We start from the raw sequence: 26,804 nt of genomic DNA on the forward strand, positions 1-26,804 counted from the left end.
GTGAGCGAGCCGAGGGATATCATCGAACCTGACGCTGACAGCGCAGGCGCGCGTGCACGTTTCGTCCAGGTGTTCCAGGCCCAGCGTGCGCGTATGGAGGCGTTGGTAAGCCGTCGGGTCGGCTGCCGCGCCACCGCTTCGGACTTGGTCCAAGAGCTGTTCCTGCGTTTCTGGCGTCGCCCCGAGGTCAAGGTCGAGGCGCTGGACACTTACCTGCTGCGTTGCGCGGGCAACCTGGCCATAGACCACCTGCGCAGCGAGAGTAGCCGCGAACGCGTGGCCGAAGCGGCTGTGCCGGTAAGCGAGGCGAGCCTGGCCCAGGCCCCTGAGCAGGCCGTGGAGGTCGACCACGACTTGCAGCGTATCGAGGCCACCTTGCGTGCCTTGCCCGAGCGCACCCGGCAGATCTTCCTGCTCAACCGCATTCACGGCTGCAAGTACAGCGAGATCGCCAAAGCCATGCAGCTGTCACAGAGCGCCGTGGAAAAGCATATGATGCGCGCCCTCGAAGCGTGCAAGGCGAGTGTTGCCGAGCCCGCGTCCACCCCACGCCGGCCAGGGAGCGCCCGTCGATGAGCCGTTTACCGCCGATCACCGAAGCGCAGTTTCAGGCTGCCCTGCAATGGTTCAACCGGATCAACGAGCAACCCGGGCAAGCCGAAGGGGCGGCATTCAAGCGCTGGTTGCTGGCCGACCCCGCACACCGCGCAGCCTACGACCAGGCCCAGGTGCTTTGGCAGAAAAGCGCCGCCCCGGCGGCGCGGCTGGCGGACGAAGAACAGGACGCCCTGCAGCGCTACCTCGATGCCATGGCCAGACCGCCGGCGGGTGGCGGGTGGCGGCGGGTGGCAGGGCTGGCGTTGGCAGCCTGCCTGGTGCTGGCCGTGGGCGTCGCCGGGGGCTGGCACCCGGGGTACTGGTTGCGGGACCTGCAGGCGGACTACAGCAGTGCCGGGCAGGTTCGCCAGGTGACCTTGGCCGACCAGTCACAGGTGACGCTTGATGCCGGTAGCGCCATTGCGGTCGACTTCGCCCAGGGTGAGCGCCGTGTGCGGTTGCTGCATGGCGCGGCGTTCTTCGAGGTTACCCATACCGGTGAGCCGTTCCTGGTGGAAGCTGCCGGCGGCGAAGTGCGGGTGCTTGGCACCCAGTTCGAGGTGCGTGAGCAAAGCGAGGGCGCCCAGGTGACGGTGCGCAGCGGGCGTGTGGGCGTCAGCCCCGCGCAGGGCACTGTGGCGCGAGAACTGACTGCCAACCAGCAGCTAACCTACCGCGCAGGCAGGGTAGGCGACACCCTGGCGGTGGACAGTGACAACCGCCTGGCCTGGCGCCAGGGGTGGCTGAACTATTACCAGGTGCCGCTGGCGCAGGTGATCGAAGACCTTGGGCGATATTACCCGGGGCGTATCCTGTTGCTCGATGGTGACCTGGGGCAGCGCAAGGTCAGCGGCAGCTTCCCGGTGGCCGAGCCGCTGCTGGCGCTGGATTCGCTGGGCAAGGTGATGGGTTTTTCACGGCAGACCGTGTTGGGGCGTTTGACCCTGATTCGGTAGTTGCCTGTGCCAGCCTCTTCACGGGTAACCCCCCCGTAGGAGCGGGTTTACCCGCGAAGAGGTCGCCACAACAAAAATATTTCCAGGCACAGGTGAGGTAACAGCACGTGGCATCCGTGTAATGAGTGAAAGTGCGATTGATTCGCAATAATCACCCCCTCACAGGTCAGCGTCCATGAAGTTCTCCCCGCGTTGCGTCCCTCTCTGGTTCGGCCTTGCTGCGCTCCCGGCCTTCGCTGTCGCCCCCCTGGCAACCGCGGCCGAGCAGCTGCAGGCCTATGCCTTCGCCCAGCCGGCCCAACCCTTGGCCCAGGCCCTGAACGCCTTCAGCCGCACCACTGGCCAGAGCGTGGTCTACACCCTCGAGCTGCCGGGCGTGCAAGCGCCAGCGCTGAAGGGTCGGTTCAGCGCCGAGCAGGCGCTGCAACAACTGCTGGGCAACGCTGGGCTGGCCTGGCGCCGCGTCGACGCACGTACCCTGACCCTCGAACCTGCAGACACCTCCGGTGCCCTCAGCCTGCAGGCCACCACCGTGACCTCGCAACTGGACGACTACAGCTACCAGCCCCCGGCCAGCGCTTCGATCATGCGCGGGCAGGGCCCAAACCAGGACATCCCCCAGGCAATCAACGTGGTACCGGCCCAGGTCATCCGCGACCAGGCCCCGCGCAACCTCGATGACGCCCTGGCCAACGTCAGCGGCATTACCCAGGGCAACAACTTCGGCGGCACATCCGACACGGTGATGAAACGTGGCTTTGGCGACAACCGCGACGGCTCGATCATGCGCGATGGCATGCCCGTGGTGCAGGGTCGCAACCTCAACGCCAGCACCGAGCGGGTCGAAGTGCTCAAGGGCCCTGCCTCGCTGCTGTACGGTATCCAGGACCCGGGTGGGGTCATCAACGTGGTCAGCAAGCGTCCGCAGTTGCAGCAGTACAACGCCCTGACCGTGCGCGGCTCGACCTATGGCGGCAAGAACGGCAGCGGTGGCGGGCTCGACAGCACGGGCGCACTGGGTGACAGCAACTTCGCCTACCGCCTGGTCGTCGACCACGAAGACGAGGACTACTGGCGCAACTACGGCGTGCACCGCGAATCGCTGGTGGCGCCGTCGCTGGCCTGGCTGGGCGAAGACACCCAGGTGGTGCTGGCCTACGAGCACCGTGAGTTTCTCTATCCCTTTGACCGTGGCACCGCGTTCGGCAACAACGGCCACCCGCTGAACATCCCTGCCACGCGCCGCCTGGACGAGCCGTTCAACGACATGGAAGGGCGCTCCGACCTGTATCGCCTGGAAGTCGACCATCAGCTGGCCGATGACTGGAAGCTGCACTTTGGCTACAGCTTCAATCGTGAGACCTACGATGCCAGCCAGGTTCGCGTGACCGGCGTCAACGAAACCCAAGGCACGCTGACACGCAGCATCGACGGCACCCACAACGCCATGAGCCGTGACCAGTTCGTGACCCTGAGCCTCAATGGCAATGTCGAGCTGGCGGGGATGCAGCATGACCTGCTGTTCGGCATCGACCATGAAGACCGCAAGATCTTTCGCGGTGACCTGATTCGCCAGACGCCACAGTCCACGTTCAGTTATCTGGACCCGGTCTACGGACAGGAAGTGGAGGGCACCAACGTGCGAGCCAGCGACAGCGACCAGACCGACAAGCTGCGCACCGATGCGCTGTTCGTGCAGGACGCGCTGCACCTCGATGAGCACTGGATCCTTGTAGCAGGTGCGCGTTTCCAGCAGTACGACCAGTACGCTGGCCGCGGTCGCCCGTTCAAGGCCAATACCGACATCAGTGGCCAGGCTTGGGTACCCCACGCCGGTATCGTTTACAAAGTCGACGACCAGCTCTCGTTCTATGGCAGCTACAGCGAGTCGTTCAAGCCCAACTCGACCATCGCGCCGCTGACCGGCAATGTCGTGCTCGATTCCTCGGTAGCACCTGAGGAGGGCAAGGCGTGGGAGCTGGGCGCCAAGCTCGACATGCCAGGCCGCATCACAGGCACCCTGGCATTGTTCGATATCACCAAGCGCAATGTACTGGTCTCGAACTTTGACGCCGTCACAAGCGAGACGGTCTACAGCAATGCGGGTGAGGTCAGTTCACGCGGTGTGGAACTCGACGTGACCGGCCAGCTCAGCGAGCGCTGGAGCCTGATCGGCAGCTATGCACTGACCGATGCCAAGGTCACCAAGGACCCTGATCTTGAGGGCAATCGCCTGCAGAACGTGGCCCGGCACAGCGGCTCGCTGTCGGCGGTGTATGACTTTGGCAGCCTGTTCGGGGGTGACCGGCTGCGCTTCGGTGCCGGCGCCCGTTATGTGGGCGAGCGTTCGGGTAACGCGACCAATACCTTCGACCTGCCGAGCTATACCGTTGCCGATGCGTTTGCCACTTATGAAACCAAACTCGACGAACACAACGTGCGCCTGCAACTGAACGTGAAGAACCTGTTCGACAAGGTGTATTACAGCTCGGCGGTGAACCAGTACTTTGTGGCGATTGGCGATGCGCGGCAGGTCAGTTTGTCGAGCACCTTCGAGTTCTAGGCAAATGGGGCCGCAGAGCGGCCCCGGTTTCAGATGAAAAAGGCCTTGCGGTATTCGCCAGGTGTGGCCCCCAGGGCTTGGCGAAACCGGTTGCTGAAATGGCTGGCACTGGCAAACCCGCACAACAAGGCAATCTCCCCCAGCGGCATTACTCCCAGCCGCAACAACTGGCACGCCCGGTGCAGCCGCCGGGCCAGCAGATATTGGTGCGGCGGGAGCCCGAAACTGGCGCGGAACATGCGCGCAAAGTGGTATTCGGACAAATTGCAGCGCAGCGCCAGCTCTTCCAGGGTGATGGGCTGGTCCAGGTGTGCCTCGAGGTAGTCGACCAGCTGCCGGCGCAGGTTTGGCGCCAGCCCGCCTTTCAGGCGCAGGCCTTGGCGCAACCCGACCTGGCTGAGCAGCGCATGGTCCACGATCTCGTGCGCCAGGCTGCTGGCCAGCAGGCGCTCGCCGGGCTCGTCCCAGTCCAGCTGGATCAATTGACGGAAGCGGGCAGACTGCTGCGGGTCGTCCAGAAAGGTCGCTTCCTGCAGTTGCAGCTCGCGCGGTTCCCGGTCGAGCAGGCGTACACAGCCCAGGGCGAACTGCGCCTCGCTGATATACAGGTGTGCCAGGCGGATCGCGCCATTGACGACCCAGTTCGATTCCTGCCCGGCCGGCATCACGCACAGCTTGTCGGGCGCACCTTTGTCGGCCGGGCGCTGGCGGCGGAAGGTGCCGGTGCCGTCGGCGATGTAGCACGACAGGGTGTGATGGCTAGGCGCCTGGTAGTCGCGCGCATCGTCACGGTTGCTCCACAACGCCGCCGCCAGTCCGTCGCCCAGGTGCGCGCTCAGCTCCAGCCTGGCGTTGGGCGAGGCATGCATGGCGTTGAACACTTGCAACTGGGTGAGTGGCGTCATTGGCGGTTCCTCTTGCCTGCCATCCTACTGCGCCCTGGATCGAGTGACAGCTACCGGCGCAAGAAAAGCGCAAGTTCGTGCAAGCAGACAGAGGCTGATCGAAAGAACACTGGTGATCCCTGTAGGAGCGGGTTTACCCGCGAAGCGCCGGGCACCGATTTCCAAAGGCCCAAGGAACCGCCACCATGAACCTGTCACTCTACCTGCTCACCGTCCTGATCTGGGGCACCACCTGGATCGCCCTGAAACTCCAGTTAGGCGTGGTCGCGATCCCGGTGTCGATCGTCTACCGCTTCGCCCTGGCCGGGCTGATCCTGTTTGCTTTCCTGTTGCTTACCCGCCGGCTGCAACCCATGAACCGCCGTGGCCACCAGATCTGCCTGGCCCAGGGCCTGTGCCTGTTCTGCGTCAACTTCATCTGCTTCCTCAGCGCCAGCCAGTGGATCGCCAGCGGCCTGATCGCGGTGGTGTTCTCCACCGCGACACTGTGGAACGCGCTTAACGCTCGTATTTTCTTCGGCCAGAAAATCGCCAGCAATGTGCTTGGCGGTGGTGCCTTGGGCTTGCTTGGCCTGGGCCTGCTGTTCTGGCCGGAGCTGTCGCATCACGCAGCCAGCCGCGAAACCCTGTACGGCCTTGGTTTAGCCCTGTTCGGCACGCTGTGCTTCTCGGCCGGCAACCTGCTGTCGAGCATGCAGCAGAAGGCCGGCCTCAAGCCGATGACCACCAATGCCTGGGGCATGGTCTATGGGGCGGTGATGCTGGCGGTGTTCTGTGTGGTCAGCGGCGTGCCGTTCAGCATGGAGTGGAATGCGCGCTATATCGGTTCGCTGCTGTACCTGGTGGTGCCGGGGTCGGTGATTGCCTTCACTGCCTACCTGACGTTGGTCGGGCGCCTGGGCCCGGAGCGGGCTGCTTACTGCACGGTGCTGTTCCCGTTGGTGGCGTTGAATGTGTCGGCGGTGGCTGAGGGTTACCAATGGACGGCGCCGGCCTTGCTCGGCTTGGTGGCGGTGATGGCGGGGAATGTGCTGGTGTTTCGCAAGCCCCGGCCCAGGGTGGCTGGGGGTGTTGTGGTAGCCAAATAGGTGATGGGTTGCCTGGGCCGGCCCTTTCGCGGGTAAACCCGCTCCTACAGGGCAGTGCACACCCTTTGTAGGCGCGGGTTTACCCGCGAAGAGGCCAGCACAGGCACTCCAAATCGTAGGAGCGGGTTTACCCGCGAAGAGGCCGGCCCAGGCATTCCAAATTGTAGGAGCGGGTTTACCCGCGAAGAGGCCAGCACAGGCATTCCAAATTGTAGGCGCGGGTTTACCCGCGAAGAGGCCAGCACAGGCATTCCAATTTGTAGGAGCGGGTTTACCCGCGAAGAGGCCAGCACAGGCACTCCAAATCGTAGGAGCGGGTTTACCCGCGAAGGGGCCAGCACAGGCACTCCAAAACGGTCAGCCCTTCCACACCTGCGGGTTCACCAGGTCCCGCGGCCGCTCGCCCAGCAGCGCCGCACGCAGGTTGTCGATCGCCCGGTTGGCCATGGCCTCACGGGTTTCGGCAGTAGCCGAACCAATGTGCGGCAGGGTCAGCGCATTGGGTAGCTTGAACAGCGGCGAGTCGCTCAGCGGCTCTTTCTCGTACACATCCAGGCCCGCGCCGCGAAGGGTGCCGTTCTGCAGCGCCTCGATCAGCGCCGCCTCATCCACCACCGGCCCACGGGCAATGTTGATCAGGAACGCACTCGGCTTCATCAGCTTCAGCTCGCGGCTGCTGATCAGTTTGCGGGTGGCATCAGACAGCGGCACCACGATCACCACGAAGTCGGCTTCGGCAAGCAACTGATCCAGGCTGCGGAACTGTGCGCCCAGCTCCTGCTCCAGCGCAGTCTTGCGGCTGTTGCCGCTGTACAGGATCGGCATGTTGAAGCCGAAGCGGCCACGGCGTGCCACTGCTGCACCAATGTTGCCCATGCCGACAATACCCAGGGTCTTGCCATGTACATCGCTGCCGAAGTGGGCCGGGCCCACGGTAGCCTGCCAGTTGCCGGCCTTGGTCCAGGCATCCAGCTCGGCGGTGCGCCGGGCGCAGCCCATGATCAGTGAAAAGCCCAGGTCGGCGGTGCTTTCGGTCAGCACGTCGGGGGTGTTGGTCAGGGCGATGCCGCGCTCGTTGAAGTAGTCGAGGTCGTAGTTGTCATAGCCGACCGACACGCTGGACACCACCTCCAGCCTGGCCGCGCCTTCAAGCTGCGCCCGGCCGAGCTTGCGGCCAACGCCGATCAGACCATGGGCTTCAGGCAGGGCTTCGTTGAACTGGGCGTTGATGTCGCCGAGCTTGGGGTTGGGCAGAATCACGTTGAAGTCTTGCTGCAGGCGCTCGGCCATGGCCGGGGTGATACGGCTGAAGGCCAGGACGGTCTTTTTCATCGGGCAACTTCTCTGCTAGGCGGGGTGGGGGCTGTGCTGGCTTTTTCGCGGGCAAGCCCGCTCCTACGGGGGGCGCGGTGCCTTGTAGGAGCGGGCTTGCCCGCGAAGGGGCCGGAACAGGCGAAATCAATGGTTAGCAACCTACCATTGTCCGCCCCCGCAATGCAGCAGCTTTTTAGTTGGCGATCAGCACCTGATGGGTTTTCAGGTCTGCCTCATGCGCGGCAAGAATCTCTGGCAGCGAGTTGCGCAGGTACTCGACCCAGGTCTTGATCTTGGCATCCAGATACTGCCGCGATGGATAGATGGCATACAGGTTCAGCTCCTGCAGGCGATACTCGGGCAGCACGCGAACCAGGCTACCGTCCCGCAGGCCCTCGATAGCCGAATAGATCGGCAGCACGCCTACGCCCATGCCACTGCGGATCGCAGTCTTCATGGCATCGGCGGTGTTCACCATGAACGGCGAACTGGTGATGTTGACCATCTCTTGGCCTTCCGGGCCATCGAACAGCCATTTCTCCAGCGGTATGACCGGGCTGACCATGCGCAGGCAGGCGTGCTTGAGCAGGTCGGCAGGCTTGTGCGCCACGCCATGCTGGGCGATGTAAGCGGGCGAGGCACAGACAATGCTGTAGGTGATGCCCAGGCGCTGCGAAACGAACCCCGAGTCGGGCAGTTCGGTGGCCAGCACGATGGAGACGTCATAACCCTCGTCGAGCAGGTCGGGCACGCGGTTGGCCATGGTCAAATCGAAGGTCACGTCCGGGTGCGTTTCGCGGTAGCGGGCGATGGCATCGACCACGAAGTGCTGGCCGACCCCAGTCATCGAATGCACCTTCAACTGCCCGGCCGGGCGCGCATGGGCGTCGCTGGCTTCGGCCTCGGCTTCTTCGACGTAGGTAAGAATCTGTTCGCAACGCATCAGGTAGCGCTTGCCGGCTTCGGTCAGCGCAATGCGGCGGGTGGTACGGTTGAGCAGCCTTGTTTGCAGATGGGCTTCCAGATTGGAGACCGCCCGCGACACGTTCGCGGTGGTCGTATCCAGTTGCGCCGCAGCGGCAGTGAAGCTGCCGAGTTGGGCTACGCAACTGAAAGCACGCATGTTTTGCAGGGTGTCCATGGGTCACTCTCGAGGTAGAGGACAAAATTGTGTCACGAAGTAACTTAGAAAAGAGAAAAAGTTGCCTTCGACCAAAGGCGGATTATCGCTGTTTTGGTAACAAAGATTCGCAGGAATCTGTGCTTATCGCCAGTGCTGCTGCCCCCTAGAATTGCCCGGCCCCTTCACCTCTTCCTCGGGAAATCGCAGCTGTGCCGCGTCGCATCATCAGAACGCTCAAGGCGTTCAGTGCCTGTGCCCTTGCCCTCACCTTGAGCGGCTGTATCGGAACCTGGGGCATTGCCCCGCAAAGCAAGACGCTGCAAGCCAATACCTTGACCACCGATGCGGCCATTCGCGAAGCCGCGACCGACGCTCACTGGCCCGACCAGCAGTGGTGGCACGCCTATGGCGACCCGCAGCTGGACCGCTGGATTGCCCTGGCCGTGGCCGGTAGCCCGAGCCTGGCCATGGCTGCGGCGCGGGTTCGCGAAGCCAAGGCCATGGCCGGTGTGGTCGAGTCGGCGGAAAAGCTCCAGGCCAACGGCCAGGCAACGCTCAAGCGCCACAACTGGCCTGAAGACCAGTTTTATGGCCCCGGCGCGTTGTCGGGTGCCAACACCTGGGACAACAACGCCGCCATCGGTTTCAGCTACGCCCTTGACCTCTGGGGGCGCGAGCGCAATGCCAGCGAGCAGGCCGTGGACCAGGCGCACATGAGCGTGGCCGAAGCCCGTCAGGCGCAGCTGGAACTGCAGAACAATGTGGTGCGTGCCTACATCCAGCTGAGCCTGCATTTTGCCCAGCGCGATATCGTCAAGGCCGAACTGGAACAGCAGGAGCAGATCCTGGCCCTGGCCAAGCGTCGCCTGGATGCCGGTATCGGCACCCATTTCGAAGTCAGCCAGGCCGAAGCGCCGCTGCCGGAAACCCACCGTCAGCTCGACAGCCTCGACGAAGAAATTGCCCTGACCCGCAACCAGCTGGCCGCACTGGCCGGCAAGGGCCCGGGGGAAGGCGCGCAGTTGCAGCGCCCGGCCCTGGCCTTGGCCGCGCCGCTGAAACTGCCTTCGAACCTGCCCGCCGAACTGGTTGGCCAGCGGCCTGATGTGGTTGCCAGCCGCTGGCAGGTGGCTGCCCAGGCGCGTGGCATCGACGTCGCTCACGCCGGCTTCTTCCCCAACGTCGACCTGGTCGGCAGCCTGGGCTTCATGGCCACCGGCGGTGGCCCGCTGGAATTCCTGACCGGGCGCAAGTTCAACTACAACGTCGGCCCGGCCATCAGCTTGCCGATCTTTGACGGTGGGCGCCTGCGCTCAGAACTGGGCGTGGCCTCGGCGGGGTATGACGTGGCGGTGGCCCGCTACAACCAGACCGTGGTTGGTGCACTGAAGAACATCTCCGACCAGTTGATCCGCCGCGAGTCGATGAAAGAACAGTCGCACTTCGCCGCCGAGTCGGTTGCTGCCGCGCAGAAAACATACGACATCGCCATGGTCGCGTTCCAGCGCGGCCTTACCGACTACCTGAACGTACTCAACGCGCAGACCTTGCTGTTCCGCCAGCAGCAGGTGCAGCAGCAGGTGCAGGCCGCCCGCCTGATTGCCCATGCCGAGCTGGTCACCGCCCTGGGTGGTGGCCTGCAGGCCGGTCAGGATGCGCCGAAAGAGGAACGCCAGGCAGCGCCGAAGACCCCGGCCACCCTGGCCATTTTCGACAAGAAGCCGGATAACGCCGAATGAGCACTTCCAGTTTGCCCGTGCGCTGGCTGCAAAGCCTGGAATGGCGCCGGGGCTTCTTTGCCTGGGCGCGCACCGACGGCGTGACCTGGGTGTACATCTTCAAGGTGCTGGCCGCCGCGTTCATTACCTTGTGGTTGGCCATGCGCCTGGAGCTGCCGCAACCGCGCACGGCCATGATCACCGTGTTCATCGTCATGCAGCCGCAAAGCGGGCATGTGTTCGCCAAGAGCTTCTACCGGGTGCTGGGCACCCTGGCCGGCTCGGCGATGATGGTGGCGCTGATCGCCATCTTCCCGCAGAACACCGAGCTGTTTCTGCCCAGCCTGGCCCTGTGGGTGGGCCTGTGCTCAGCCGGTGCCATGCGCTACCGCACCTTCCGCGCCTATGGTTTCGTGCTGGCCGGCTACACCGCAGCGATGATCGGCCTGCCGGTGCTGCAACACCCCGACCAGGCGTTCATGGCAGCGGTATGGCGGGCGCTGGAAATCGCCCTGGGTATTCTGGTGTCGACCTTCGTCAGTGCCGCGATCCTGCCGCAGTCGGCCAGTGCCGCAATGCGCAACGCCCTGTACCAGCGCTTTGGCGTGTTTGCCGGGGTGGTGGTCGAGGCCCTGCGTGGCGACAGTCAAAAGGACCGCTTCGAGAGCAGCAACGTGCGCTTCGTGGCAGAGGCCGTGGGCCTTGAGAGTCTGCGCAACGTCACCGCTTTCGAAGACCCGCACATGCGCCGTCGCAGTGGCCGGCTGGTGCGCATGAACAGCGAGTTCATGGCCATCACCACCCGCTTCAATGCCTTGCACCGCTTGCTGGAGCGCCTGCGTGCCCGTGGCCCGCTGCAGATCGTAAGTGCCATCGAACCGGGCCTGAACACCCTGGTGGCGTTGCTGCAGCCCTATGTGGGCCGGGCGTTGACTGACGCCGATGCGCTGCGCCTGACCCTGGAGCTGGCCGCCTACAAGGAAGGCCTGCAGGCCCAGGTGCGGGGGCTGCGGGCTGAGTACCTGGCAACGGACCCCAGCGAATCCGACCTGCTCGATTTCCACACCGCGTTCGAGCTGCTGTACCGCTTCGTCGACGAGATGTTGAGCTACGCCGAAACCCATGCCTCGCTGGCCGCGCACAAGCACGAGCGCGAGCAGTGGGACGAGCCCTACGTGGCGCAGACCAGCTGGTTGGTATCGCTGGCGGCCGGTGTGCGCGCCTCGGCAGTGCTGTTGCTGCTGGGCAGTTACTGGCTGCTCAGCGATTGGCCCAGTGGCGCCATGATGACCCTGATCGCCACGGTCACCGTATGCCTTTCGGCAGCGTCACCCAACCCCAAGCGCATGTCGTTCCAGATGGCTTGCGGCACGGCCATCGGCGCTTTTGTCGGCTTCTTCGAAACCTTCTTCGTGTTCCCCTGGATCGACGGTTTTCCGCTGCTGTGCATGGTGCTGGCGCCTGTGTTCGTGCTGGGCGCGTTTCTTTCGTCGCGCCCTGCCTACGCCGGTTATGGCATCGGCCTGCTGGTGTTCTTCGCGATTGGTTCGGTGCCGAACAACCTCACCGTTTATGACCCGTACACCTTCATCAACGACTACATCGGCATGGTGATCGGCATGTTCGTCTGTGCCGCCGCCGGGGCGATCATCCTGCCGCCCAACAGCCGCTGGTTGTGGAGCCGCCTGGAGCAGGCGTTGCGCGAGCAGGTGCTGTTCGCCATCAGCGGCCGCCTGCGCGGCCTGGGCTCGGCCTTCGAAAGCCGCACCCGCGACCTGCTGCACCAGGCCTATGGCCTGGCGGCCGGTAAGCCGCAGGTGCAAAGCCAGCTGATGGGCTGGATGTTCACCGTGCTGGAGATCGGCCACGCCGTCATCGAGCTGCGCAAGGAGCAAGCCCGCGCCCCGGTGCACCCGGCCTATGCCGAGTCGCAGCCCTGGCGCCAGGCAATCCGTGTCATGGGCCGTGCGCTGACCCGGCTGTTCCTGCAGCCCAGCGCCAGCAACCACGAGCGCGCACTGGTGGCAGTGGACCACGCCATCGCCCGCGTGCAGGCCACCGACGAGCCATTCGCCCGGCACTTCGACACCTCGGTGCTGCGCCGCGTGCAAAGCTACCTGCACTTCATCCGTACTTCCCTGCTGGACCCACAGTCGCCACTGGCACCGGCGAAAGGACTGCACCATGCCCCGTGAGATCGCCTTCCATGGCGTGTACATGCCCACCATGACCTTGATGTTCCTGTTTGCCCTGGGCCTGGCCTGGGGGCTGGACCGGTTCATTGCCAGCCATGATGGCTACCGCTTCTTCTGGCACCCGGCGCTGCTGCGCCTGAGCCTGTTCGTCTGCTTGTTCGGCGCCATGGCGCTGTCTGTCTACTGGTGAGAATCCTTCGATGAAAAAGTTCTTCAGCCTGATCGCCACCCTGCTGGTGCTGGTCGCTGCCGTGGCCATCGGTCGCCAGTTGTGGCTGCACTACATGACCACGCCATGGACCCGTGATGGCCGTGTGCGTGCCGACATCATCAACGTCGCTGCCGACGTACCCGGCTACGTGGTGGATGTACCGGTCAAGGACAACCAGCGGGTGAAGAAGGGCGACCTGCTGATCCAGATCGACCCTGAGCACTACCAGTTGGCCGTCGACCAGGCCAAGGCACTGGTCGCCTCGCGCAAGGCCACCTGGGAAATGCGCAAGGTCAATGCCAAGCGCCGTGCCGACATGGACAACCTGGTGATCTCCAAGGAAAACCGCGACGACGCCAGCAACATCGCCAATTCCGCCCAGGCTGACTACCAGCAGGCCCTGGCCGAACTGGCTGCTGCCGAACTGAACCTCAAGCGCACCCACATCGTGGCCACGGTGGACGGCTACGTGACCAACCTGAATATCCACAAGGGCGACTATGCGCGTACCGGCGAAGCAGTGATGGCGGTGGTCGACGAGAATTCGTTCTGGGTTTACGGATTCTTCGAGGAGACCAAGCTGCCGCATGTGAAGGTGGGTGACCAGGCCGAATTACAGATGATGAGCGGCGAGCGCCTCAAGGGGCATGTGGAGAGCATCGCCCGCGGCATCTACGACCGTGACAACCCACAGAGCCGCGAGCTGATCGCCGACGTGAATCCGACCTTCAACTGGGTGCGGCTGGCACAGCGGGTGCCGGTGCGCATTCACATCGATGAAGTGCCGGAAGGGTTTTTGCTGGCGGCGGGGACGACCTGTACGGTGGTGGTGAAGCCGAGTTCGCCTTGAGATATACGTTGCCAGGCCGATCGAGCGCACCCCGCGCGCTACCCGATCCGCTTGGCGACACCTCGCGCAACTCAGGCACTCGCCGCCCCCACCAACACTGGCACTTCGACCCGATCAATCACCTTCGCGCTGATCGACGGGTCGAGCAACCGCCCCAGCCGCGTCAGGTGACGGTGGCCCATGATGATCAGCTCGCAACGCAGCTCTTGCGCCTTGGCGACAATCGCTTCAACTGGCAGCCCGGCCACCATGCAGCCCTGGCTGGCGAAGCCGGCTTGCTGCAGTTCGCGCACGGCCTCGGCTACGGCGTGGTCGGCATGCTGCTGTTCCTCGCAGGCGGCGGGGTATTCTTCCCGTTCCTCGGCGGTGTAGGGCGCGGGTTGCTCGTGCACCGCGAAGGTCGAATCGATGGCCAGCAGCACGTGCAGTTCGTGCTCGCCCGGGCGGCAGTAGCGGCGGGCGAGGGCAAGCAGGGCGGCAGATGCGGGGGAGGCGTCGATGGCGATCAGGACGGGGCTGGGCATGCGGGATCCTTGATGTATTTGGGGGGCTGGGGCGGCCTCTTCGCGTAGACCAACGCAGGCGCGGGTTTACCCGCGAAAGGGCCGAACCTGCCATGCATCATTCTTGACCCAATCCTTTCCCTGAATAAATGGCCCACCACGCACAAGCGCATTGCGTCCGGTGCAATCCATCAACCTGATACCATCACATTTCCCACAGCTGTAACGGAAAACGGCCATGCAACTTCCGGACATGAACCTGCTTGTCGCCCTCGATGCCTTGCTCGACGAGGGCAGCGTGGTTGGCGCGGCGCAACGCATGAACCTGAGCCCGGCCGCCATGAGCCGGACCCTGGGGCGTATCCGCGAAGCGCTGGGTGACCCGATCCTGGTGCGGGCCGGCCGTGGCCTGGTGCCGACGCCGCGTGCGCTGGCCTTGCGCGAGCAGGTGCATGGCCTGGTGGAGCAGGCCGGGCAGGTATTTCGCAGTCGCGACGATGTCGACCTGGTGAACCTGGACCGTGCCTTCAACATCCGCACCAATGACCTGTTCATCGCCCTGTATGGCGCTCAGCTGTTGCGCATGATGCTGGCCCAGGCACCGCATACGGTGCTGCGTTTTGTGCCGGAGGGCAGCGGCGACGATGATGCGGTGTTGCGCAATGGGCAAATCGACTTGATCATCAGTTCAGCCATTGAACTGGGCCCCGAAATCAAGGTTCAGAGCCTGTTCAACACCTACTTCGTGGGCTTGGCGCGTGAAGGGCACCCGGTTTTCGATGACGAGATCACCCCTGAGCGCTTCGCCGCCTACCCGCACATCAGCGTGTCACGCCGTGGCCGTGCCAATGGGCCTATCGACGTGGCACTGGCCAATTACAAGGTGGAGCGCCGGGTAGCGCTGATCACGACGAGTTTTCACTCCGCGATGTTTTCGCTGCCGGACTCGGACCTGATCTTGCCGATACCCGCCAATATCCTGAACAGTGTGAACAGGCTGAAACTGCCATTGAGGTCCTTCGAGATCCCCGTGCCACTGGAAAAGGTCAATGTCATGCAGGCATGGCACCCTCGGTTCGATAACGACCCGGCCCATCGCTGGCTGCGGCAGACGTTGAAGGCGTGCGGCAGGATGGACCCTTGAGGCGGGCGGCACGTGCGCATCCGTTGCCCGATTGCGTTTGACGCAATATAAAACTGCCAACAAGTCAGTTTTCGTAAGCATTCGACCTTTTTAGACTTGCTCCAGTCGCAAATTTGTTGCCGGAGATGTCTGCCCATGAGTTCCCTGTCCGCCCCGTCTGCCGCCATGGCCGCCGCCCCCGCGCCGGCTGCGCCCGTGCAGGCGACGTTCGGCCTGCAGGTAGTGGTCGGGTTGTTCGGTGTATTGCTGGCTGTGTTGTGCGCCGGCCTCAACGAGTCGGTAACCAAGATTTCCCTGGCCGATATCCGCGGCGCCCTGGGCATCGGTGCCGACGAAGGTGCCTGGTTGCTGGCGGTGTACAGCGCCGCTTCGGTCTCGGCCATGGCCTTTGCGCCGTGGCTGGCGACGACCTTCTCGCTGCGCCGCTTCACCATGAGCGCTATTGGTCTGTTCGCCGTGCTTGGCCTGCTGCAACCGTTCGCCCCCAACCTGCACAGCCTGATGTTGCTGCGTGTACTGCAGGGCTTTGCCGCTGGCGCGTTGCCGCCGATGTTGATGAGCGTGGCCCTGCGCTTTTTGCCGCCAGGTATCAAGGTCTATGGCTTGGCCTGCTACGCCCTGACCGCCACCTTTGGCCCCAACCTCGGCACGCCACTGGCGGGGCTGTGGACCGAATACGTCGGTTGGCAATGGGCATTCTGGCAGATCATCCTGCCCTCGCTGCTGGCCATGGTCTGCGTAGGCTGGGGGCTGCCGCAGGACCCGCTGCGCCTGGAGCGTTTCAAACAGTTCGACTGGCGGGGCGTACTGCTGGGCCTGCCCGCCATCAGTTGCACTGTGCTGGGCCTGTCGCTGGGCGACCGCTGGGGTTGGTTCGACTCGCCGCTGATCTGCTGGCTGCTGGGCGGTGGCCTGCTGTTGCTGGTGTTGTTCATGTACAACGAGTGGTCCGAGCCGTTGCCGTTTTTCCAGTTGCGCTTGTTGCAGCGGCGCAACTTGAGTTTCGCCTTGGTGACCCTGGCCGGTGTGCTGGTCGTGCTTTCGGGTGTGGGCAGCATCCCGTCGGCCTACCTTGCGCAGATCCAGGGCTACCGCCCGGCGCAGACCAGCCCGTTGATGATGCTGGTGGCCATGCCGCAACTGATCGCCCTGCCGCTGACGGCGGCACTGTGCAACATCCGCGCAGTGGACTGCCGCTGGGTGCTGGGCATTGGCCTGGCGATGCTGGCGGTGTCCTGTGTTGGCAGCAGCCTGCTGACCAGCGAGTGGATCCGAGGCGACTTCTACCCGTTCTACCTGCTGCAGGTGTTCGGCCAGCCGATGGCAGTGCTGCCATTGCTGATGCTGTCCACCAATGGCATGACCCCGCAGGAGGGCCCGTTCGCCTCCAGCTGGTTCAACACCGTCAAGGGCCTGGCCGCCGTCATCGCCGGTGGCCTGCTGGATGTTCTTGGCACCCTGCGCCGGCATTTCCATTCCAATCACCTGGTGGACAGCCTGGGCAACGCCCCGCTGGTCGACGGCAACGCCGCTGGCCTGGCCAAGCGCATTCACGACCAGGCGCAGGTATTGACCTCGGCTGACCTCTATCTGGTGCTGGCCTGTATCGCCGTGGCCCTGATCTGCCTGATTCCTTTCGTGCCTACCCGGGTCTATCCACCGCGTGCGGTGGCTTGAGCCCTGGATGATTTCGAGAACCATTGAAATGACCAACAACCGCAAAACCCTTTTCATCGGCTCGGTGCTGGCCGTGGCCGTCCTGGCCGGCATCGTCGGCCCCTGGATGTTTGGCAGCGATCACCGCCAGAGCACCAATGACGCCTATGTGACCGCCGACTACACCGTGGTCGCGCCCAAAGTCGCCGGTTTCATCAAGCAAGTGCTGGTGGAAGACAATCAGCAGGTCACGGCTGGCCAGTTGCTGGCGACCATCGACGCGCGTGACTACCAGGCCGCGCTGGATGCTGCGCAGGCGCAGTTGCTGGTAGCCCAGGCACAAAGCGCCGATGCCCGCGCCACGCTTGAACGCCAGGACGCGCTGATTGCCCAGGCCGAAGCGGCAGTGAAGGCGGCCCAGGCTGAAGCGGCGTTCGCCGACCATGAAGTCAACCGCTACAGCCGCCTTGCCGAGCAGGGCGCGGGTACCGTGCAGAACGCCCAGCAGGCGCGCAGCGCTGTCGATCAAGCCCGTGCTCGCCTAGCCAACGCTCAAGCTGCGCGGGTGGCGGCGCGCAAGCAGGTGGACATCCTCACGGCTCAAGTGGCCAGCGCCGATGGCCAGCTCAAGCGTGCCGAAGCAGGCCTGGAAAAGGCCCAGCTCGATCTGTCCTACACCCGCATCACAGCGCCGGTGGACGGTATGGTCGGCGAACGCGCCCTGCGCGTGGGGGCCTACGTCAACCCGGGCGCTCGCCTGCTGTCGGTGGTGCCGTTGCAGCAGGCCTATGTGGTCGGCAACTTCCAGGAAACCCAGCTGACCCACGTGCAGCCGGGCCAGCCGGTGCGCATCAGCGTCGACACCTTCTCCGGCGAAACCCTGCAAGGCCATGTGCAAAGCATTGCCCCGGCTACCGGCGTAACCTTTGCCGCGGTCAAGCCAGACAACGCCACCGGCAACTTCACCAAGGTGGTGCAGCGCATTCCGGTCAAGATCGTTCTCGATGATGGCCAGCCACTGCTCACCCGCCTGCGTGTGGGCATGTCGGTCGAAGCCACCATCGACACGCGTGGCGACAAGCTGGACGGCAAAGAGGTAAGCGCGCGATGAAACCGGGATTACGCTTGAGCCCTTTGCTGCTGGCTGTGCTGCTGACCGGTTGCACCCTGGGCCCGGATTTCCTGCGCCCAGATAGCCAGGCCCCGCAGCAGTGGGCGTCGCTGCAAGGCGAGGCGGCGGCCAGCCAGCCGCAGGCCGAACCGCTTGAACTGCGCTGGTGGGAAACGTTCCACGATGCCCGCCTGAGCGCTTTGATCCAGCGCGTTGCCGAACGCAACCTCGACCTGCAGATGGCCAGCGCGCGGCTGCTGCAAAGCCGTGCCCTGCGCAGTACCTTGGCTGCCGACGAAGTACCGTCGGTGGACGTGAACGCCGGTTACAGCCGCGCTCGTAACAGCGCCGATGGCTTGAGCGATCCGTCCGGCAAAGCCGGGAAGGAAGCCTTCAACCTTTGGCAGGGCGACCTGGTGGCTGGTTGGGAACTGGACCTGTGGGGCCGTGTGCGGCGTCAGGTCGAGGCTGCCGATGCCACGGTCGAAGTGGCCGAGAATGACCGCCGCGGTGTGCTGTTGGCACTGCTTTCGGAAACCGCCGGCAATTACATCCAGCTGCGTGCCGTGCAGCACACCCTCGATGTGACGCAGGATAACCTCAGGGTCGCCCGGCACAGCCTGAAGCTGTCCCAGGACCGCCAGGCCGAAGGCGTTGCCACACGCCTGGATGTGGCCCAGGCCAGCGCCCAGGTCGCTTCTATCGAAGCGCGCCTGCCAAGCCTGGAAGCGCGGCGTGATGACCTGATCAATGCCCTCAGCCTGCTCGCTGCCGAGCCGCCGCGCAGCCTCCAGGCCGAATTGCTGCCAGGCGGCGAGCTGCCTGCGCCGCAGCAGAAGTTTGCCATCGGCTTGCCGTCCGAACTGGCCGAGCGCCGCCCGGACATCCGCCAGGCCGAGGCCCGCCTGCATGCCGCCACTGCCAGCATTGGCGTGGCCAAGGCGGATTTCTACCCGAGTATCCGCCTGTCGGGCAGTGTCGGCTTCCAGGCGATGCAGCTGTCGGATTTTGGTGGCTGGGATTCGCGCCGGTTCGCCTTCGGTCCACAGATGTCGCTGCCAATTTTCGAGGGCGGCCGGCTCAAGGGCACCTTGGAACTGCGCGAGGCGCAACAGCAGGAAGCCGCGCTGAACTATCGCAAGGTGGTGCTGGGGGCCTGGCATGAAATTGACGATGTGCTACGCCTGTACAACGCCAGTCAGTTGCGCCGTGATCACCTTGCCGAGGCCGTGCGGCAAAACCGTATCGCCCTGGAAACCGCCCAGCGCCAGTATGTGGAAGGGGCGGTGGACTTTCTCAATGTGCTGACGGTACAAGGCGCGCTGCTGGCCAGCGAGGAGCAATGGATCGACAGCTCGGCGGCGGTGTCGCAGGCGCTGGTGGGGCTTTACAAGGCACTGGGCGGTGGCTGGCAGGCGTTTGACGAGCAGCTGCCGAATGCTCACAGCTAGGGAGGAAGCACAGAGTTTGAAGGGGTGGATTGCGGTCCATGGCTTTATTCTTTGCAGGCTGCACCGGCCTCTTCGCGGGTGAACCCGCTCCTACACGGCGGTCTGTGTCCAACCACCGATGTGTGTCCACCACCGATCTGTGTAGGAGCGGGTTTACCCGCGAATACGGTGGCGGCAGCAACGGTGAACGGCGGGTGGAGATTGGCCAGCAGGGCCGGCCTCTTCGCGGGTGAACCCGCTCCTACACGGCGGTCTGTGTCCAACCCCCGATGTGTGTCCACCACCAATCTGTGTAGGAGCGGGTTTACCCGCGAATACGGTAGCAGCGTCAACGGTGAACGGCGGGTGAAAATTGGCCTGCAGGCCCGGCCCTTTCGCGGGTACAGGCAGGCGATCACTCAGAGCGGGCGCAGCAGGCCAAAGCGCTTGCGCAGCGCCCAGTCCAGCAACCGCCGCGGCAGCAACCGTGCCATCAGCGGCAAGGCTGTACTGCCATTCCCCAAACGTACCACTGCGGGCGCCGGCGACTTGCCGACTGCTGCCAGCACGCCTTGGGCAAATACCGCCGCCGACGTTGGCTTGTCCTGCGATGCCCGCGCCCGCGCCTGCACATGCTCACGCAAAGGCCACCACGCCGAGTCGACCGCCAGCACCTGCTCAGCCTGGCGCTGGGCATTGCTGGCGAACTGCGAGGCAATTGCACCCGGCTGTACTTCCATCACCTGCACACCGAACGGCGCCAACTCCAGGCGCAAGGCATCGCTCAGGGCATGCACAGCCGCCTTCGAGGCGCAGTACGCGCCGGCGAATGGCGTGACCAGCACGCCCGATACACTGCCGATATTCACCACCAGACCGCGTGAGCGGCGTAGCAGCGGGAACAGCGCCCGGGTAACGCCGACCACGGCGAAGACGTTGGTTTCGAACTGCTGGCGCAGGGCGTCGACGCCACCATCGAGCAGTGGGCCCATGGCACCGTAACCCGCGTTGTTGATCAGGATATCGAGGGTTTGCAGTTCCTCTGCCAGGCGGGCCAGTGCCTCGCCGTCGTTTACATCCAGCTGCCGGGCCGTGTAGCCGGCGGCACTCAGTTGCTCGACATCCTCAGGCTTGCGGGCGGTGGCCCAGACATGGTGGCCCGCATCGCGGAAGGCGTCGGCCAAGGCGCGGCCGATGCCGCTGGAACAACCGGTGATCAGGACGGTGGGCATGGTAGGGGCCTGTTGTCATGGAGGATTGGTTGTTGCCTGTGCCGGCCTCTTCGCGGGTCAACCTGCCCCTACACCCTGCAGGAGCGGGTTGACCCGCAAAGAGGCCGGCATAGGCAACACATCAATTGGCAAATGTACCTTGCAGGTGCTCTACCCGGAATTCCAGGGTCTGCGGCCGATAGCCGGAACGCAGCGGCGGCAATGGCAGGCAGTCTTGCCACTCGGCCCCCGGCTGCAATTCACCTGGCCCTCGGTATCGCGGTGCATTGTAGGTGTTCTCGGCCAGGTTCACGGTATCGCCCGGTGCGTACGCTGCCACGCGCCAGCGCAGTTCGGTCAGCGGCACGTCGTTACCGTTCTTCATGCGTACCTGCAGGGCACGGTCGGCGGGACAGTGTTCGGGGGCGTAGGTCAGGCGCAGGTCCAGGCGTGCCAGTCGACTGCTTTCGCGGCTGTCTTGCCAGACCACGAACAAGGCCACCAGACCCAGGCCAAACACGGCCGCCAGGGAGATGGGAAGAGCCTTGGCTGGGTAACGCAACAACAACACCAGCCAGGTGAGGATCAGCAGGGCACCGATCAGCATCGCGTAATCGCCTCATTCGCGCGCAGGGATGGCTACAGCCTATCTAAAACCCAGCGGTCAGGTAACCGGTGAGCAACTATGCCAGAAGCCAGACCTGGCAATACTGCGAGTAGTGGAAAGGGTACATCCATTCTAGATTCCGCCATGCCTAATCAAAAGGAGCATGGCCATGAGTGACACATCGGTTGAGCAAAAACCTGTGCAAGAAATGAAAAAAGCGCCTGCCAAGGGCACTGTTACGGCTGTCTTCAGCCTTGCGGGTCAAAGAGAGGATTTCGTTTCGCAGGGCGTGGATTTCGGGACCACTGAACAAAACGCGTGGTTGTATGCGTACAAGGGGCAGGCCGATGATGCGGACGTCTACATTGACTTCGACCTGCAGTTACAGGCGGGCGTGCGGGATGTCGTTATCGGGGGTGAGGCGAACCGGGCGCTTTTTCACAAGCGCGGCACAACCTATGGCGGCTATGCGAAATCCGGACGTATCCGGAAACTCGAGATGACCGCCACAAGCATCAGGGCTGAATCCTTCGAATTTGAAGGGGAGGATGATTTGCAGCGACCTTTCAGGGTGGTGGGTGGCCCATTCGACATCTCCGTCATAGCCCCGACCCTTGAATGAGCAGCTCGCCCCTGGTCAGCCCAGGGACGAGCCAGCATTTACTGCGCGATGGTCTTCACCGAAACGCCGCGCTCGATGGGTGTGGACGTGCGCCCATACACATCCTCGAAGCGCTCGATGTCATCCTCGCCCAGGTAGCTGCCGGACTGCACTTCGATGATCTCCAGCGGGATCTTGCCCGGGTTGCGCAAACGGTGCACCGAAGCGATGGGGATATAGGTCGACTGGTTTTCGGTCAGCAAGAACACGTTCTCGTCGCAGGTCACCTCGGCGGTACCGGATACCACGATCCAGTGCTCGGCGCGGTGATGGTGCATCTGCAGCGAGAGGCTGGCGCCCGGCTTGACGGTGATGTGCTTGACCTGGAAGCGGCCGCCCATGTCCACCGAGTCGTACGAGCCCCACGGGCGATACACTTCCAGGTGGTTCTGGGTTTCCGTGCGGCCCTGTTCGTCGAGGGTCTTGACCATCTGCTTGACGCCCTGGACCTTGTCCTTGTGGGCAATCATCATGGCATCCTTGGTCTCGACCACCACGATGTTCTCCAGGCCGATCACCGACACCAGTTTGCCGTTGCCGTGGATCATGCAGTTGCGGCTGTCTTGAACCACCACGTCGCCCTTGGTGACGTTGCCGTTGTCGTCTTTCTCGTGCACTTCCCACAGCGACGACCAGCAGCCTACATCGCTCCAGCCCGCCGACATCGGCACCACGCAGGCACGCTGGGTTTTCTCCATCACCGCATAGTCAATGGAGTTGTCCGGGCAGCAGGCGAAGGTGGCTTCGTCGATGCTCAGCACATCGCCGTCTTCCTGGCTGCGCTCCAGCGCCAGTACGCAGGTATCGTAGATGTCGCCGTCGTGCTTTTTCAGCTCTTCGAGGAAGCGGCTGGCGCGGAACAGGAACATACCGCTGTTCCAGAAGTAACCACCGGCCTGGACGAACTCGGCCGCGCGTTTTTCGTCGGGCTTCTCGACGAACTGCGCAACCCGCGCCACGCCTTCGGGCAGCAGCGCATCCTGGCTGGAACGGATGTAGCCGTAGCCGGTTTCCGGCTTGGTCGCCGGCACGCCGAACAGCACCATCTCGCCACGCTCGGCGGCCACGGTGGCCAAGGCCAAGGCACGTTGCAGGGCTTTCTGGTCATCGATCACATGATCGGCAGGCAGCACCAGCATCAGCTCGTCGCGGCCTTCGTTGACCAGCTTCATGGCAGCCATGGCCACGGCCGGCGCGGTGTTGCGGCCGAACGGTTCCATGAGGATGCCTTGGGTTTCCAGCTTCAGTGCGGCCAGTTGCTCCTGGACGATGAACTTGTGGTCCTTGTTACAGACCACGATCGGGGTGTCCATGCCCTCGAATACAAGGCGCTCGATGGTTTGCTGGAACAGCGTGTGCTCACCGGTCAGGGCCAGGAACTGTTTGGGGAACTGCTTGCGCGACAGAGGCCACAGACGGGAACCGCTACCACCAGAAAGAATTACCGGGATCATCATGTTTCTCCAATAGTCGTTGAGAGGCAGGGGAATCAGTTGCTAGCCACGGGGCGAGTTACCCACACCGGCGACAAGGCGTTGCCGGAACCCGTTACGTACAGCACTGCGGCTTCGCCGCGCTCCAGGGCGACGGGTTTCACGTCACCCACTTTCTTGTCTCCTTGGTACAGCGCCAGGTTGACCTTGACCGGGTTGATTTCGCGTTCGCCACGGCCGTTGGCGGCCACCGGCTTGACCACTTCGGTCTTGCCGTCGGCGGTTTTCAGGGTCAGTTGCTGGTCGCTCAGGTTCTGCACGCGCACCAGGGCTTTCTGCTTGTTCTTGAACGGTGGTTCTTCGATCAGCTTCGGGCTGCCGCTGTTGCTGTTGACCAGGGTGTAGTACTTGTCCGAGGCCAGCTTGACCGGCACGCTCTTGCCGCCGACCTGGGCGGTGTAGTCGCCGCCTGGCAGGAAGCTGAAATCGCTGCTGGCCTGTGCGCCAACCTGTTTGATCTGGGTGTTGCCGACCGACGCGGCGGCGGGTGCGCTGGTCGCGTTGTACAGGCGTACGAAGGTCGAGCCTTTCGGCGCACTTGGGCCATACAGTGCGGCGTCGGCACCGGCGAAGGCCTGCATCGAAGCAAGGGAAAGGCCGGCCGCGAGGGTGAGGGCTTTGGCAATGGAAGTCTTGGTAGTCATGTGCGTTTCCTCTCTATCAGTCAGTGGTCTGTCCGGGTGGACGACAAGGCCAGGTTTTCTTCGGATTTACGGGAGTTTTTCAGCTGCGCGATCCACTGCGGATCGAAGCTGCTGAGGTCGTTTTTCATTGGCAGATAACGTTCGGGGAATTCCCACACCACCACTTGTGGTGCGGCGTTTTTAAAGGCATCGCTTTGCAGGTACTTGAGCATCGGCAGCAGCGGGCCATGGCCGTCTTCGGCGTAGTTGGCGACGTCACTGCGCAGGGCCTGCTGCAGCGCGCCGAGGAAGTTCCAGTGCGGGTTGGCGCTGTAGCTGGTGCCTACCAGTGCAACCGGGATCTGCTTGTCGGCGAACAACGCGTCACCGGCGTCACCCTCGGCATCGACCGGCCGGGTGGTGCGTTTCTGCAGGTTGTCCGGGGCCGGCAGCAGGTTGCTGAACAAGGGGTCCAGTGGCAGGAAGTTGGTCAGGTCGCCCTTGTAGGGGGCGGTGTTGCCCGCTTCGGTGATGAAGGCTTGTGGGTCGCCATTGAGCAGGCTCTGGCGGCTGACCGCTTCGGCCAGCGCCTGCGCCGCCACTTCGGCACCCATAGGCGTCCAGTGGGTGTCAGTACGCAGAAACACCTGGCCGCGGGCCTTGGCCTGCTCCATCGGTGCCATCAGGTCCGGTGCGAACACGTTGGCCTGGCGTGCCTGGGCATGGAACTGGTTGTACAGGTCGTCATGCAGGCTGGCAGGCCGCTCTTTGCCCAGGTACTCGGCGTAGACCCGTGCCTTGGCCGGCACGATCGCCAGCACCAGCTGGCTACCGTGTTGCTGCAGGGTGTCGCGTACGCCACGGATCAGTGCCAGGTTTTCCTGCATCAATTGCTCGGCACCGGCGGTGGGCTTGAACTCTTCGTCGCTGAACAACCACTGGTCGCGGCCCAGTACCACACCCGGGCGGCCTTCGTTGAACAGCTTGAAGTCCATGGCCGCCCACAAGTTGGTGCCCAGGCGCTTGATCGGGAACTCGGCGTCGTAGTGGGTCTCGGCGGCCTTGGCCAGCTTGCCGTTGAGCAGGGTCATCTGCTCGGTGCGCTGGAAACTCTGCAGGCCACCGGTGGACCAGGCGCCCATGCCGACCAGCAGGCCGAGGAACGACAGGGAATAGGTGATGCGTAATGTCCGGGTCATGGTCATCAACCTCAGAACTGGAAGTAAAGGAACGGCGAGTAGCTTTGCGCCGAAAGCTTGAGGATCGAGGCGACGAACAGCAGCAGGATCAGTGCGCGGGTCATCACCCGGGTCCAGTCCAGGCCGATCGAGCCGTCAGCGTTGACCTGCACCGGGGTCGCCTTGGGCGTCGGCCTGGCATTGCGGTAGAAGTCGCGCAAGCCGAAGAACGCCAGGGTGAGGTAGGCGATGACCAGGGTGGCCACCTGCAGACCGGTGAGCTGGGCGCGGTTGAGCTCCGACAACTGCCAGTCGCCGAAGCTGAACATGGCGCCGTACATACGGGCGGCCACCTGCAGGTTTTCGGCGCGGAAGATCACCCAGCCGACCACCACCAGCAGGAAGGTGAAGGCCCACTTCACCGGGTTGAAGCGCTGCGGGTTGGTGTCGAGGCCCAGCGCGCGCTCGATGGCCAGCCACATGCCGTGCCAGGCGCCCCAGATGATGTAGGTGAAGTTTGCACCGTGCCACAGGCCGCCCAGCAGCATGGTCAGGAACAGGTTGCGGTAGGTATTGAAGGTGCCTTTGCGGTTACCGCCCAAGGTGATGTACAGATAGTCGCGCAGCCAGGTCGACAGGCTGATATGCCAGCGCCGCCAGAACTCGGTGATCGATTGGCTGATATAGGGCTGCTTGAAGTTTTCCATGAAGCGGAAGCCCATCATCAGGCCCAGGCCGATAGCCATGTCGCTGTAGCCGCTGAAGTCGAAGTACAGCTGTGCGGTGTAGGCCAGGGCGCCGAGCCAGGCATCGCCCGTGGTGGGGTTTTGCAGGGCGAAGCAGTGGTCGGCGACCACGGCCAGGGTGTCGGCGATGAACACTTTCTTGATGAAGCCCTGCATGAAGCGGGTGCAGCCTTCGGAGAACTTGTCCAGGGTGTGGGTGCGGTTGTTGAACTGGTCGACCAGGTCCTTGAAGCGCAGCACGGGGCCTGCGATCAGGTGCGGGAAAATCGCCACGAACGCTGCGAAGTCGATCAGGTTGCGGGTAGCCGGGGTGTCACCGCGGTACACGTCAATGATGTAGCTGATCGACTCGAAGATGTAGAACGAGATACCGATCGGCAGCAGCACGTGGGTCAGAATGAATGGCTCCAGGCCAAACGACGTCATGATCGCGTTCAGGCTGTCGACGCCGAAGTTGGCGTACTTGAAGTAGCCGAGGATCGCCAGGTCGACACCCACGCCGAGCAGCAGCCAGCGCTGCGCCGGCTTGGTGCGCACACCGGCGGCACCGACTTTCAGGCCGATCCAGTAGTTCCAAAGGGTGACGCCGGCGAACAGTGCCAGGAAGTCCACCCGCCACCAGGCGTAGAAGATGTAGCTGGCGACCAGCAGCAGCAGGTTGCGATAACGTTGCCCGCTCAAGTAGTACAGGCCGAGGAAGATCGGCAAGAACAGGAACAGGAACACGTTGGACGAGAAGACCATCCCGGTTCTCCTAATTTGTTCACAGCATCCAGGGCAAAGCGCCCCCCAAACCCCCCACGAAATGGTGGGAGATACCTAGTCCCCCGTAGGAGCGGGTTTACCCGCGAATGAGGCCGGCACAAGGCACCGCAGATGGCAGGCCCGGCCTCTTCGCGGGTAAACCCGCGCCTACAGGGA

The 26,804-nt window shown here is 63.7% G+C and carries 23 protein-coding genes; 13 read left to right on the top strand and 10 right to left on the bottom strand.

The annotated features are described in order from the left end of the window. The 3 genes from AA098_RS04875 (at window position 1) to AA098_RS04885 (ending at window position 4,116) form a co-directional block, all read left to right on the top strand. Window positions 1-576, top strand: coding sequence for an RNA polymerase sigma factor (locus AA098_RS04875; RefSeq protein ID WP_014859905.1), 576 nt, complete (start codon window positions 1-3; stop codon window positions 574-576). Next, window positions 573-1,553: a FecR domain-containing protein gene (locus tag AA098_RS04880; protein WP_064613906.1), complete on the top strand. Its 981-nt coding sequence runs from the start codon at window positions 573-575 to the stop codon at window positions 1,551-1,553. Before AA098_RS04875 ends, AA098_RS04880 begins: the two co-directional genes overlap by 4 nt. A 175-nt stretch (window positions 1,554-1,728) precedes the next feature. Then, window positions 1,729-4,116 (top strand): TonB-dependent siderophore receptor, encoded by a 2,388-nt coding sequence (locus tag AA098_RS04885; RefSeq protein ID WP_064613907.1) that lies wholly within the window; start codon window positions 1,729-1,731, stop codon window positions 4,114-4,116. A 29-nt stretch (window positions 4,117-4,145) separates the two neighbouring features. On the opposite strand, the gene AA098_RS04890 is transcribed toward AA098_RS04885, so the two are convergent. Then, complete coding sequence (locus AA098_RS04890; protein ID WP_064613908.1) at window positions 4,146-5,021, bottom strand: helix-turn-helix domain-containing protein; 876 nt, start codon at window positions 5,019-5,021, stop codon at window positions 4,146-4,148. A gap of 185 nt (window positions 5,022-5,206) precedes the next feature. Here AA098_RS04890 and AA098_RS04895 point away from each other — a divergent pair, with 185 nt between their 5' ends. Further along, the gene (locus AA098_RS04895; protein WP_004575358.1) at window positions 5,207-6,109 is read left to right on the top strand and encodes a DMT family transporter; all 903 of its coding nucleotides are present in this window, start codon (window positions 5,207-5,209) and stop codon (window positions 6,107-6,109) included. Between the two features lie 357 nt (window positions 6,110-6,466). Here the strand turns inward: AA098_RS04895 and AA098_RS04900 are convergent, their stop codons facing one another. Together AA098_RS04900 and AA098_RS04905 are read right to left on the bottom strand one after the other, a co-directional pair. Then, window positions 6,467-7,441, bottom strand: a complete 975-nt coding sequence (locus AA098_RS04900) for a D-glycerate dehydrogenase (RefSeq protein WP_004575357.1) — start codon at window positions 7,439-7,441, stop codon at window positions 6,467-6,469. A 175-nt stretch (window positions 7,442-7,616) separates the two neighbouring features. Next, a complete protein-coding gene (locus AA098_RS04905; protein WP_003251712.1) occupies window positions 7,617-8,564 on the bottom strand; it encodes a LysR family transcriptional regulator in 948 nt (315 codons plus the stop codon). A 191-nt stretch (window positions 8,565-8,755) separates the two neighbouring features. Between AA098_RS04905 and AA098_RS04910 the strand changes: the two genes are divergently transcribed. Genes AA098_RS04910 through AA098_RS04925 form a run of 4 tightly spaced genes read left to right on the top strand, consistent with a single transcriptional unit; the run spans window position 8,756 to window position 13,520 of the window. Next, window positions 8,756-10,285, top strand: a complete 1,530-nt coding sequence (locus AA098_RS04910; protein ID WP_054889257.1) for an efflux transporter outer membrane subunit — start codon at window positions 8,756-8,758, stop codon at window positions 10,283-10,285. After that, window positions 10,282-12,459: an FUSC family protein gene (locus AA098_RS04915; protein ID WP_064613909.1), complete on the top strand. Its 2,178-nt coding sequence runs from the start codon at window positions 10,282-10,284 to the stop codon at window positions 12,457-12,459. The genes AA098_RS04910 and AA098_RS04915 overlap by 4 nt, the downstream gene beginning before the upstream one ends. After that, window positions 12,449-12,649, top strand: a complete 201-nt coding sequence (locus AA098_RS04920; protein WP_003251718.1) for a DUF1656 domain-containing protein — start codon at window positions 12,449-12,451, stop codon at window positions 12,647-12,649. The genes AA098_RS04915 and AA098_RS04920 overlap by 11 nt, the downstream gene beginning before the upstream one ends. A gap of 10 nt (window positions 12,650-12,659) precedes the next feature. Continuing rightward, window positions 12,660-13,520: an HlyD family secretion protein gene (locus tag AA098_RS04925; protein WP_012053682.1), complete on the top strand. Its 861-nt coding sequence runs from the start codon at window positions 12,660-12,662 to the stop codon at window positions 13,518-13,520. Window positions 13,521-13,591: 71 nt separating this feature from the next. Here AA098_RS04925 and AA098_RS04930 read toward each other — a convergent pair whose 3' ends face one another. After that, window positions 13,592-14,044: a universal stress protein gene (locus tag AA098_RS04930; RefSeq protein ID WP_054889256.1), complete on the bottom strand. Its 453-nt coding sequence runs from the start codon at window positions 14,042-14,044 to the stop codon at window positions 13,592-13,594. A gap of 217 nt (window positions 14,045-14,261) precedes the next feature. Between AA098_RS04930 and AA098_RS04935 the strand changes: the two genes are divergently transcribed. The 4 genes from AA098_RS04935 (at window position 14,262) to AA098_RS04950 (ending at window position 19,385) form a co-directional block, all read left to right on the top strand. Then, window positions 14,262-15,167, top strand: a complete 906-nt coding sequence (locus AA098_RS04935; protein WP_003251728.1) for a LysR family transcriptional regulator — start codon at window positions 14,262-14,264, stop codon at window positions 15,165-15,167. Window positions 15,168-15,302: 135 nt separating this feature from the next. Next, the gene (locus AA098_RS04940) at window positions 15,303-16,844 is read left to right on the top strand and encodes an MFS transporter (RefSeq protein ID WP_064613910.1); all 1,542 of its coding nucleotides are present in this window, start codon (window positions 15,303-15,305) and stop codon (window positions 16,842-16,844) included. 28 nt (window positions 16,845-16,872) lie between these two features. After that, on the top strand, window positions 16,873-17,934 hold the full coding sequence (locus AA098_RS04945; RefSeq protein WP_003251732.1) for an HlyD family secretion protein: 1,062 nt from the start codon (window positions 16,873-16,875) through the stop codon (window positions 17,932-17,934). Further along, entirely contained in the window at window positions 17,931-19,385 is a 1,455-nt protein-coding gene (locus AA098_RS04950) for an efflux transporter outer membrane subunit (RefSeq protein ID WP_060538235.1), read from the top strand. The genes AA098_RS04945 and AA098_RS04950 overlap by 4 nt, the downstream gene beginning before the upstream one ends. A gap of 398 nt (window positions 19,386-19,783) precedes the next feature. Here the strand turns inward: AA098_RS04950 and AA098_RS04955 are convergent, their stop codons facing one another. Then, the gene (locus AA098_RS04955; RefSeq protein ID WP_003251736.1) at window positions 19,784-20,596 is read right to left on the bottom strand and encodes an SDR family oxidoreductase; all 813 of its coding nucleotides are present in this window, start codon (window positions 20,594-20,596) and stop codon (window positions 19,784-19,786) included. Window positions 20,597-20,717: 121 nt separating this feature from the next. Further along, a complete protein-coding gene (locus AA098_RS04960; protein ID WP_003251738.1) occupies window positions 20,718-21,182 on the bottom strand; it encodes a hypothetical protein in 465 nt (154 codons plus the stop codon). 169 nt (window positions 21,183-21,351) lie between these two features. Here AA098_RS04960 and AA098_RS04965 point away from each other — a divergent pair, with 169 nt between their 5' ends. Then, window positions 21,352-21,804: a hypothetical protein gene (locus tag AA098_RS04965; RefSeq protein ID WP_060538234.1), complete on the top strand. Its 453-nt coding sequence runs from the start codon at window positions 21,352-21,354 to the stop codon at window positions 21,802-21,804. 38 nt (window positions 21,805-21,842) lie between these two features. Here the strand turns inward: AA098_RS04965 and AA098_RS04970 are convergent, their stop codons facing one another. The 4 genes from AA098_RS04970 to AA098_RS04985 are packed head-to-tail and all read right to left on the bottom strand — an operon-like array spanning window position 21,843 to window position 26,627. After that, on the bottom strand, window positions 21,843-23,297 hold the full coding sequence (locus AA098_RS04970; RefSeq protein WP_003251742.1) for a mannose-1-phosphate guanylyltransferase/mannose-6-phosphate isomerase: 1,455 nt from the start codon (window positions 23,295-23,297) through the stop codon (window positions 21,843-21,845). A 35-nt stretch (window positions 23,298-23,332) separates the two neighbouring features. Beyond that, entirely contained in the window at window positions 23,333-23,980 is a 648-nt protein-coding gene (locus AA098_RS04975) for an alginate O-acetyltransferase AlgF (RefSeq protein WP_003251744.1), read from the bottom strand. Between the two features lie 20 nt (window positions 23,981-24,000). Continuing rightward, window positions 24,001-25,158: an alginate O-acetyltransferase gene (locus AA098_RS04980; RefSeq protein WP_003251747.1), complete on the bottom strand. Its 1,158-nt coding sequence runs from the start codon at window positions 25,156-25,158 to the stop codon at window positions 24,001-24,003. A gap of 11 nt (window positions 25,159-25,169) precedes the next feature. Beyond that, a complete protein-coding gene (locus tag AA098_RS04985) occupies window positions 25,170-26,627 on the bottom strand; it encodes an MBOAT family protein (RefSeq protein ID WP_014592311.1) in 1,458 nt (485 codons plus the stop codon). Window positions 26,628-26,804 lie beyond the last annotated feature (177 nt).

This window comes from Pseudomonas sp. JY-Q (assembly GCF_001655295.1).
GTDB lineage: Bacteria > Pseudomonadota > Gammaproteobacteria > Pseudomonadales > Pseudomonadaceae > Aquipseudomonas > Aquipseudomonas alloputida.

Excerpts from the sequence above, each read along its gene's own strand:
- AA098_RS04880 (WP_064613906.1), top strand. The coding sequence starts at position 573 with ATGAGCCGTTTACCGCCGATCACCGAAGCGCAGTTTCAGGCTGCCCTG.
- AA098_RS04885 (WP_064613907.1), top strand. The coding sequence starts at position 1,729 with ATGAAGTTCTCCCCGCGTTGCGTCCCTCTCTGGTTCGGCCTTGCTGCG.
- AA098_RS04890 (WP_064613908.1), bottom strand. The coding sequence starts at position 5,021 with ATGACGCCACTCACCCAGTTGCAAGTGTTCAACGCCATGCATGCCTCG.
- AA098_RS04895 (WP_004575358.1), top strand. The coding sequence starts at position 5,207 with ATGAACCTGTCACTCTACCTGCTCACCGTCCTGATCTGGGGCACCACC.
- AA098_RS04900 (WP_004575357.1), bottom strand. The coding sequence starts at position 7,441 with ATGAAAAAGACCGTCCTGGCCTTCAGCCGTATCACCCCGGCCATGGCC.
- AA098_RS04905 (WP_003251712.1), bottom strand. The coding sequence starts at position 8,564 with ATGGACACCCTGCAAAACATGCGTGCTTTCAGTTGCGTAGCCCAACTC.
- AA098_RS04915 (WP_064613909.1), top strand. The coding sequence starts at position 10,282 with ATGAGCACTTCCAGTTTGCCCGTGCGCTGGCTGCAAAGCCTGGAATGG.
- AA098_RS04920 (WP_003251718.1), top strand. The coding sequence starts at position 12,449 with ATGCCCCGTGAGATCGCCTTCCATGGCGTGTACATGCCCACCATGACC.
- AA098_RS04925 (WP_012053682.1), top strand. The coding sequence starts at position 12,660 with ATGAAAAAGTTCTTCAGCCTGATCGCCACCCTGCTGGTGCTGGTCGCT.
- AA098_RS04930 (WP_054889256.1), bottom strand. The coding sequence starts at position 14,044 with ATGCCCAGCCCCGTCCTGATCGCCATCGACGCCTCCCCCGCATCTGCC.
- AA098_RS04935 (WP_003251728.1), top strand. The coding sequence starts at position 14,262 with ATGCAACTTCCGGACATGAACCTGCTTGTCGCCCTCGATGCCTTGCTC.
- AA098_RS04940 (WP_064613910.1), top strand. The coding sequence starts at position 15,303 with ATGAGTTCCCTGTCCGCCCCGTCTGCCGCCATGGCCGCCGCCCCCGCG.
- AA098_RS04945 (WP_003251732.1), top strand. The coding sequence starts at position 16,873 with ATGACCAACAACCGCAAAACCCTTTTCATCGGCTCGGTGCTGGCCGTG.
- AA098_RS04950 (WP_060538235.1), top strand. The coding sequence starts at position 17,931 with ATGAAACCGGGATTACGCTTGAGCCCTTTGCTGCTGGCTGTGCTGCTG.
- AA098_RS04955 (WP_003251736.1), bottom strand. The coding sequence starts at position 20,596 with ATGCCCACCGTCCTGATCACCGGTTGTTCCAGCGGCATCGGCCGCGCC.
- AA098_RS04960 (WP_003251738.1), bottom strand. The coding sequence starts at position 21,182 with ATGCTGATCGGTGCCCTGCTGATCCTCACCTGGCTGGTGTTGTTGTTG.
- AA098_RS04965 (WP_060538234.1), top strand. The coding sequence starts at position 21,352 with ATGAGTGACACATCGGTTGAGCAAAAACCTGTGCAAGAAATGAAAAAA.
- AA098_RS04970 (WP_003251742.1), bottom strand. The coding sequence starts at position 23,297 with ATGATCCCGGTAATTCTTTCTGGTGGTAGCGGTTCCCGTCTGTGGCCT.
- AA098_RS04975 (WP_003251744.1), bottom strand. The coding sequence starts at position 23,980 with ATGACTACCAAGACTTCCATTGCCAAAGCCCTCACCCTCGCGGCCGGC.
- AA098_RS04980 (WP_003251747.1), bottom strand. The coding sequence starts at position 25,158 with ATGACCCGGACATTACGCATCACCTATTCCCTGTCGTTCCTCGGCCTG.
- AA098_RS04985 (WP_014592311.1), bottom strand. The coding sequence starts at position 26,627 with ATGGTCTTCTCGTCCAACGTGTTCCTGTTCCTGTTCTTGCCGATCTTC.